7 protein-coding genes and 1 pseudogene are annotated in these 7,161 nt (G+C 69.0%); 3 read left to right on the plus strand and 5 right to left on the minus strand.

All coding sequences use genetic code 11. The annotated features are described in order from the left end of the window. The 3 genes and pseudogenes from J0670_RS25065 to J0670_RS25075 all read right to left on the minus strand — a co-directional run. Nucleotides 1-564, minus strand: a pseudogene (locus J0670_RS25065) (hypothetical protein); the annotation flags it as partial. Between the two features lie 552 nt (nt 565-1,116). Continuing rightward, nucleotides 1,117-1,320: a hypothetical protein gene (locus tag J0670_RS25070; RefSeq protein WP_207813924.1), complete on the minus strand. Its 204-nt coding sequence runs from the start codon at nt 1,318-1,320 to the stop codon at nt 1,117-1,119. A 74-nt stretch (nt 1,321-1,394) separates the two neighbouring features. Continuing rightward, nucleotides 1,395-2,645 (minus strand): hypothetical protein, encoded by a 1,251-nt coding sequence (locus tag J0670_RS25075; RefSeq protein ID WP_207813925.1) that lies wholly within the window; start codon nt 2,643-2,645, stop codon nt 1,395-1,397. A 299-nt stretch (nt 2,646-2,944) separates the two neighbouring features. On the opposite strand from J0670_RS25075, the gene J0670_RS25080 reads away from it, so the two are divergent. From J0670_RS25080 to J0670_RS25090, 3 genes are all read left to right on the plus strand, one after another. Further along, nucleotides 2,945-4,246: an ATP/GTP-binding protein gene (locus J0670_RS25080; RefSeq protein ID WP_207813926.1), complete on the plus strand. Its 1,302-nt coding sequence runs from the start codon at nt 2,945-2,947 to the stop codon at nt 4,244-4,246. Further along, nucleotides 4,215-4,850 carry an RloB family protein gene (locus J0670_RS25085; protein WP_207813927.1) on the plus strand — a complete coding sequence of 212 codons (636 nt, stop codon included), beginning with the start codon at nt 4,215-4,217 and terminating at the stop codon, nt 4,848-4,850. Before J0670_RS25080 ends, J0670_RS25085 begins: the two co-directional genes overlap by 32 nt. A 304-nt stretch (nt 4,851-5,154) precedes the next feature. Then, the gene (locus tag J0670_RS25090; protein ID WP_243437484.1) at nt 5,155-6,057 is read left to right on the plus strand and encodes a DMT family transporter; all 903 of its coding nucleotides are present in this window, start codon (nt 5,155-5,157) and stop codon (nt 6,055-6,057) included. An 82-nt stretch (nt 6,058-6,139) separates the two neighbouring features. Here the strand turns inward: J0670_RS25090 and J0670_RS25095 are convergent, their stop codons facing one another. Together J0670_RS25095 and J0670_RS25100 are read right to left on the minus strand one after the other, a co-directional pair. Then, the gene (locus J0670_RS25095) at nt 6,140-6,433 is read right to left on the minus strand and encodes a hypothetical protein (RefSeq protein WP_207813929.1); all 294 of its coding nucleotides are present in this window, start codon (nt 6,431-6,433) and stop codon (nt 6,140-6,142) included. Nucleotides 6,434-6,610: 177 nt separating this feature from the next. After that, a partial coding sequence (locus J0670_RS25100) for a TetR/AcrR family transcriptional regulator C-terminal domain-containing protein (protein WP_207813930.1) occupies nt 6,611-7,161 on the minus strand: 551 nt, incomplete at its 5' end.

Genomic DNA, 7,161 nt, shown 5'->3' on the forward strand with positions numbered 1-7,161 from the left:
CGGGGGAAGGTTCGAGGTGAGGGCGGCCGTGAAGAGGGCCGGGGTGGTGCCACGGGCCAGCCACTCGGCGGCGAGCGGCTCCAGCGCGGTGCAGTCGGCGGCCGAGAGGGCGAGCCTGGGGTCGGTCAGGCCGAGGCCGGCGAGGGCGGCGTAGGCGGCCGAGGTGGGGGAGGTCCGGTTGAGCGTTCGCTCCTTGGGGGGATCGGGTGCGGCGGGCGTTGACGCCTCTCCCGTGGCGAGGAAACGGGCCCACCAGGCGTCGGAGCGGGGTGTGCGGGAGAAGTAGGTGTGGAACACCCAGCGGCAGTCCTTGGAGCTGAGGCGCTCCCGGACGCGACGCAGGTGACCTGCGGTGGAGAGCTTGTTGAGGGCCGTGCGGCACGCCATCTGCCCGTAGTGGGGCTGGAGGGCGGCGAGGGTTTTGACGTCCATGGCGGCGCCGTCGGGGAGGTGGTCGATCAGCGAGGCGAGGTAGGCCTCGCGCGCCGGGAGGTGGGAGAAGTCGGCGGCGGAGCGGGGGAGTTGGTCCGGAGCGGACTGCTTGCCGTATCCGGGCGCGGCCATGGCGGTAGAGTCGTGGGTAGCCACAGGATCGAGTCGCTTTCGATCGTGCCGGTCAGACCCCCGTTCGGTGCTGGTAACACCGGCGGGGGTTGTTTCGTTGATGCGCACGCTACACGGGGAAGCTGGCTGTGGCGAAGTCGTAACGATAAGTCATATGTGCTGCGTGCGTGGGGGTTTGGAAGGTGGTTTCCCACCCGTTCCATTAAGGGGTCACTCGGCCTGTGCCGCTTGAGCTTCGGAGGCGAAGGTGACGAAGGCGGACCAGGCTTCGGGGGAGAAGCTGAGGGATTCCTGAGACAGAGGCTTCGGTCAGCGGCGCCGCGCTGAATGACGTTCTTCGGCGGTCCGGGCCAGATGAGGACTTCGCGGCGGAGGTGGCATCCGGCCGGGCCCTGCTCGACGACAAGGTGGCTGAGTGGCCCGCCGACTGTTCCGGCTGATGGAACTGCGCGAGAAGTCGGACAGGCCGACTTCTCGCGCAGCGGTTGTCCCTGACAAGCGATCTCGACCGTTCGCCAGGCGAGTCAACCAGTCCGAAGGAGGGCTGGCGGGTCAGGTATGGACATTTCGGCCGTACTCATCGCGGCTCAGCTGGAAGTCGCCCGGCCGGTCGCGGCGGAGTTCCTCATACCGCTGCGCGAAGACGTCGATCGCTTCGTGGATCGTGCAGCCGGATGCGTTCCTGATCGCCTTGATCGCAAGGATGATCTGGTGATCCAGGATGTCGCGGTCCACGCTCTCGGGCAGGTCTTCCATGAAGTTGACCGTACCGATGAGGGTTCGGCTCCGCCGGTCGATATCGCCTGTCAGGGGACAACGGTGTGTTCTCGTCAGGAGATCGAGAAGCCCATCTGCTGCACCACCGGGGTCATCGGCACGTACAGCACCTGCGAGTAGCAGGTCGTCGAATGGGCCGTCGACCCGGCCGGGCAGCTGACTTCCGTCCGGCCGGCCACGATCACGCCTCGGGCCTCCATGTCGCCGTTCGCGCCGGAGGGGTTGGCCAGCGCCGGGCCGCCGCTGTCGCCCTTCGCGGCGATCGCCCGGCGGTCGCCGCCCTTCGACTCGGCGACGTCCACCGGCTTGATCTTCGTGCCCTCGTTGTTCGTCGTCTCCACGTCGACCCTTTTGATCTCCACGTCGCACTTCCACCCCGACTGGGCGCCGCTGAGGCAGATCAGGTCCCCGACGTTGTTCCGTCCGACCCCGTACGTGCGCCGGGACGAGCCGCTGTTGTCCGACCAGGGGCCGTCGTAGAACCGGCCGCCGCCGTTCCCGTTGATCGCGATCATGCCGACGTCCAGACCGGCGCCGGTCGCGTACAGGTCGCCGATGTAGCCGGCGGTGCCGTTGTAGTACCGGCCACCGCCGCAGTGCGCGGCGGTCAGCAGCACCTTCTTGTTGTCCTTCCAGCCGCTGAACGCGGTCGAGCAGAACTCGGCCTTGCTGGTGCTCACTTCGGCGCCCGCGTAGTACGGCGCGCCGTCGGAGTGCCGGCTGCCGGACAGCGCCATCGGTGTTCCCTCGACGGTGGCGGTCACCGGCATCCCGGCGATCTCGGCGGCCCGCCGGGAGTACGCCTGCGCAGCCGTGTCGCCGCCGGTCAGCCGTGAGGCCTTCGCCGGCGAGTACGTGATCGCGATGGCGGCGCCGTCCTCCTGCGGGCCGATCGACGTCCACGCCTCGCGCTCCACGGCGGCGGTGAACTTGTCGATCGCCGCACGCATCTGCGCGCGGGAGTACGCGCTGGGGTGGACGTCGACGGTGTAGCCGGAGCTGGCGTGCGCGTCGAGCAGTTCCCGGACCTTGGCCGGGGCCTCGCCCTTCCAATAGATGTCGGCGTGCTGGTTCGACGCGTCGATCACCGTCCCGGTGTAGCCGGCCGCCGCGGGGTCGCCGGACTCCACCCAGTCCTGCACCGGGTCCGTCATGAGGTGGAGCTTCTGCTGGGCCTGCGGGTCGCGGAGCACCGGCAGGCTGACGGACCGGATCGACTCGTCCTGCACGACGTCGGCGGCGACCAGGGTGGAGGCGGCTGCGATGGCCAGGGTCAGGGACAGCGCGAGACGGGAGCGGCGCATGAGCGGATCCCTCCGGTGAGCTGATGGGCCGCTACCCAGCGTAGGGACCGGCTGGCGGTTCGCCCGGCCGGAAAGCCCGTGCCGGACCGCCAGTTGGCGCACGCGGGAAGCGGCGCGCCCCCGCCCGGGGCGGAGCAACACCTCGGAGGCGGGCGGGACTCCTGTTCCCGGACCGTCGCCTGCGGGTGCCGCGCAGGTAGTCGGGCCTGCCATGGCGGCTGTTCGGGCTTGCCGAAGGCCTGTTTGCGCGATTCACTTGCACAGACAGGCTCAACAACCCGTGAAAGGGGGGATCGCGGATGCTACTGAATTTCAGGGTCGCGAATCATCGCTCGATCCGGGATGAACAGTCGCTACAGCTGCACCCGGTCTACGACGCGGACCGGCCGGCCGGGACGCACTGGGAAGCAGTCCCGGTGGCTGGCATCTTCGGAGCCAATGCGGCCGGTAAGTCGAACATCCTCGACGCCTTGGCCTACATGCGGAGGATGGTCGTCAACTCGCACCGTGACGCCGAGCCGGACGGCGGCGTGACCCGTCGGCCGTTCCGCCTCGACGAGGCCGCTTGCGACGAACCGTCCTGGTACGTGGCGGACCTGCTGATCGAGGGCATCCGCTACACCTACGGGTTCAGCGTGAACGACGAGCAGGTGGTCGACGAGTGGCTGCACAGCTTTCCTCATGGCAAGAAGCGCAAGATCTTCGAGCGCTCACCCGACGGGCTGGAAATCGGTGATTCGCAGCACCGGCGAGAGCTGAACCTGGTCGAGAACATCACCGAGCCCAACGTCCTGTTCATGTCCATGGCCGCCCGATCCCGCCAGCAGGACTTCCGGCCGGTGTACGACTGGTTCGCCCAGAACCTCCTCCTCAGCCGACGTTTCACGCATTTGGGGCTCGGTGTGGAACGTCTCCTGGAGCAGCAGGACCGGAATCCGGAACTCATCGAACTGCTGCGCACCGCGGATCTCGGGATCACGGAATTCGGAACGGAGCACGTACTGCTCGATGAGGAAGAGCTGCGGAAGCGGTACGGTCGGCGCATTCCACAGCACCGTCTGGATGAACTCGAAGAAAACGGCCCCCGGGCCGTCGTCCGCCCATGGATAGGACATCGCGGACGCGACGGAATGGTCCGGATGGACGTGTCCGAGGAGTCCGAAGGAACCCAGGCGCTGCTGCGACAGGCGCCCCTCTTCCTGAACGCGCTCCGCCGAGGGGGAACCTTCGTGGTGGACGAGATCGACTCAAGCCTGCACCCCATTCTGACGGCGCGCTTGATCGGACTGTTCCAGAACGCCGAGACCAACCCCAAGGGCGCCCAGCTGATCTTCACCTCGCACGACGTCAGCCTGCTCGGCCGGACCGGCGGGGAGGACATCCTGCGGCGGGACCAGGTCTGGTTCGTGGAGAAGAACGAGTACGGCGAGACGGAACTCTTCGCCCTGGCCGATTTCAAGCCGCGCCAGGAGGAGAACCGCGAACGCCGGTACCTCAGTGGAAGCTACGGCGGCGTGCCGTACATCGATGAGAGTTTTGCCAATGCCGTAGCGGCCCGGGGGGATGAAGATGGCAAGGGCGACGAAGCCGAGCGGTCGTAAGCGTCCCTCTTTTGACACGCAGCTGGGGAGGAAGTCGGGCTACCGAGAGTCGCGGCAGCGGCTTCTGGTGGTCTGCGGGGCGAAGGTGACGGAAAGCAATTACCTCAACGGGCTCAGGTCGAGCGCTCGGAACCCGGCGGTCTCCGTGAAGATAGTCGAGCACCCGAAGTCTCCTTCCCAGGTCGTCGAGCACGCCGAGTTCCTGCGCGACCGGGCAGGCGGCGAGTACGACGAGACGTGGTGCGTCCTCGATGTCGACGAATTCCCCAACCTGGACCAGACGGTGATCGAGGCGCGGCGGAAGAACATCGAGGTGGCGTTCTCGAATCCGTGCTTCGAGGTGTGGCTACTGCTGCATTTCATGGAGTATCGACGCTCGGCCAATTCCTTCAAGGAGCTCCTGCCGTTCCTTGAGAAGTGCTTTCCGGCGGGATACGGGAAGACGGATCAGAACTTCAGCCTCTACGGGCCGAACTGGCGGCTGGCCGCGACCCGGGCGAAGGAACTGGCCGAGTGGGGTGAGGAACACAAGGTGAATCCCTCCACCGGCATGTGGAAGCTTGCGCTCGCCATCGGGGGTTCCGAGCCGTCGGGAGGCAAGTAAGACCCCCCGTTCTTGGACTGTCGCAGGCCTGGGGATGTCGCGCAGGAAGTCGGGCTTGTCGACTTTCTGCGCAGGCCGGGTAGCATCGGACGGGTGAAGCTCTACTGGCACGTCGTGCTGCCACCGCTCAGCGCCTGATCGGGCGCACGCAGCAGGTGGCTTGATCCCCTTCGCCCCGGCTCGGCTCGTTGAGGCCGCTGTGGGCTGATGGCGTGCGCCCGTTCTCGGAACCAGTTCTCCTGACGGTCTTCGACGACGGAAGTTCACGACTGTGCCGAATCGTTTGTCCACGCCTGCCCGTTCCATGTCCACGGCTCCTCGCCGCACCGGCCCGCTCGGCGGGCCGCTCCCGATCCTGACCGCCGCGCTGCTGTGGGGCACCACCGGGACCGCCAGTTCACTGGCCCCCTCGGGTGCCCCGGCGGCGGGGATCGGGGCCGCCGGGCTGGTGCTCGGCGGGCTGCTGCTGTTCCTCACCGACCGTGCCGCGTGGGCCCTGCCCCGCCGGTGCGGGGCGCGTGAACGGTGGCTGCTGGTGGTCGGGGCGGTGGCGGTCGCCGGGTACCCGGTCACCTTCTACCCGGCGGTGAGCCGTACGGGCGTCGCGGTGGCCACGGTGATCGCGCTGGGGAGCGCGCCCGTGTTCACCGGGCTGCTGGGGTGGCTCGCCCGGCAGGGGCGGCCGAGCGGGCGCTGGGCCGGGGCCACGGCGCTGGCCGTGCTCGGGTGCGCCGTCCTGGTGCTGGGCCCCGAGCTCACCGGCGGCGGGGCGGCGGTGGACCTCCTCGGGGTGCTGCTGGCGGCGCTCGCGGGGCTCTCGTACGCGGTGTACTCACTGGTCGGCGGGCGGCTGATCGCGGCCGGGCACCCCTCGGCCGGGGTGATGGGGGCGATGTTCGGCGGGGCGGCGCTGACCGTCCTGCCGGTGCTGCTGAGCGGCCCGACGGGCTGGCTGCTCTCGGCGCGGGGATCGGGCGTGGTGCTTCACCTCGCGGTGATCACCACCTTCCTCGCGTACCGGCTCTTCGGCCACGGCCTGCGGCACACCTCCGCCCAGACCGCCACCACCCTGACCCTCGCCGAGCCCGCCGTCGCCGCCGTCCTCGGCGTCGCGGCGCTGGGTGAGCGCTTGCCCGTCCTCTCCTGGTGCGGCCTCGCCGTCCTCGCCGGCGCCCTGGCCCTCCTCGCCCTCCCGGGCCGCCGCTAGCTTCGCGCGCCGCCACCGCCGCTGCGCAGGAAGTCGGCCGGTCCGACTTCCTGCGCAGCGGTGGCCGGTTGCTTCGCTCTTGTCAGGGGACGTACACGCTGGAGCCGAACTCCTGGGTCGTGCCGCCGCCGGGAGGAACGGTCGCGAGCACGTTTCCGGTGCAGTTCGGCCCGTCGTACACGGTGGCGTTCTTGTTGGTCTCGTTCTGCACGATGAGCGGAAAGATCGGTGCGTTGTAACAGCCGCTCGGGTTCTGGATGAACTGGCCGGGGGCGAAGATGAGCTGCCCGGTGGCGGCGAAGGCCGCGTTGGGCAGGGCGATGGCCATGGCCCCCGCAGCGGCGAAGGTGCCGAGTACGGTCGCGAGGCGTCGCATGATGACTCCTTGGGTGTCGGGCGCTCAGACAGAGGGCGGAGATGCCCCGAGCCCAACCTCTCCGCCCGCCGAACCAGCCGCAATTCCCGTGCGCTGAGTGGGCGACACGTATGCGCACGAATGGGTCCGCAGGAAGTCGACCCGGCCGAGGCCCTGGAGACGCGGGGCTGGCGGCGGTCAGATGCCGAAGTGGGCGGCGATGCCGTCGAGGACGCAGTCGAGGCCGGTTTCGAACTGCCAGTCGGCGTCGTCCTTGCGGGTGGCCTCGTGGAGGTAGCGCTGGTAGTTGGGGTAGCGGCCGGTGCCCATCAGGTAGGACATCCGGGGGGCCAGGCCGGCGCGGGTCTCGTCGCCGTCGGACCAGCCGCGATCGCGGCGGAGGGTCTGGAGGGCGATCTCGGCGGCGATCGAGCCGTGGACGTAGCCGGTGACGGTGCGGAAGACGGCCATGGTGGTGTCGGCGTCCAGGCCGTGCCCGGCGAGGGCGGCGAACGCGCGTTCCGGGACGGCCAGTTGGTTGGGGCTGAGGGAGAAGGCGGTGGTCGCCCGGACGGTCCACGGATGGGCCAGGTGCATGGCCCTCAGGTGGACGGCCATGGAGCGCATGGCCTCGCGCCAGCTGTCGGCGGGGGTGTCCAGGGGGAGCTGGCCGTACGCGAAGTCGACCATCAGCTCGATGAGTTCGTCCTTGCCGGAGACGTATCGGTAGGCGGCCATCGGGGCGACGC

This window comes from Streptomyces sp. FH025 (assembly GCF_017427025.1).
Taxonomy (GTDB): domain Bacteria; phylum Actinomycetota; class Actinomycetes; order Streptomycetales; family Streptomycetaceae; genus Kitasatospora.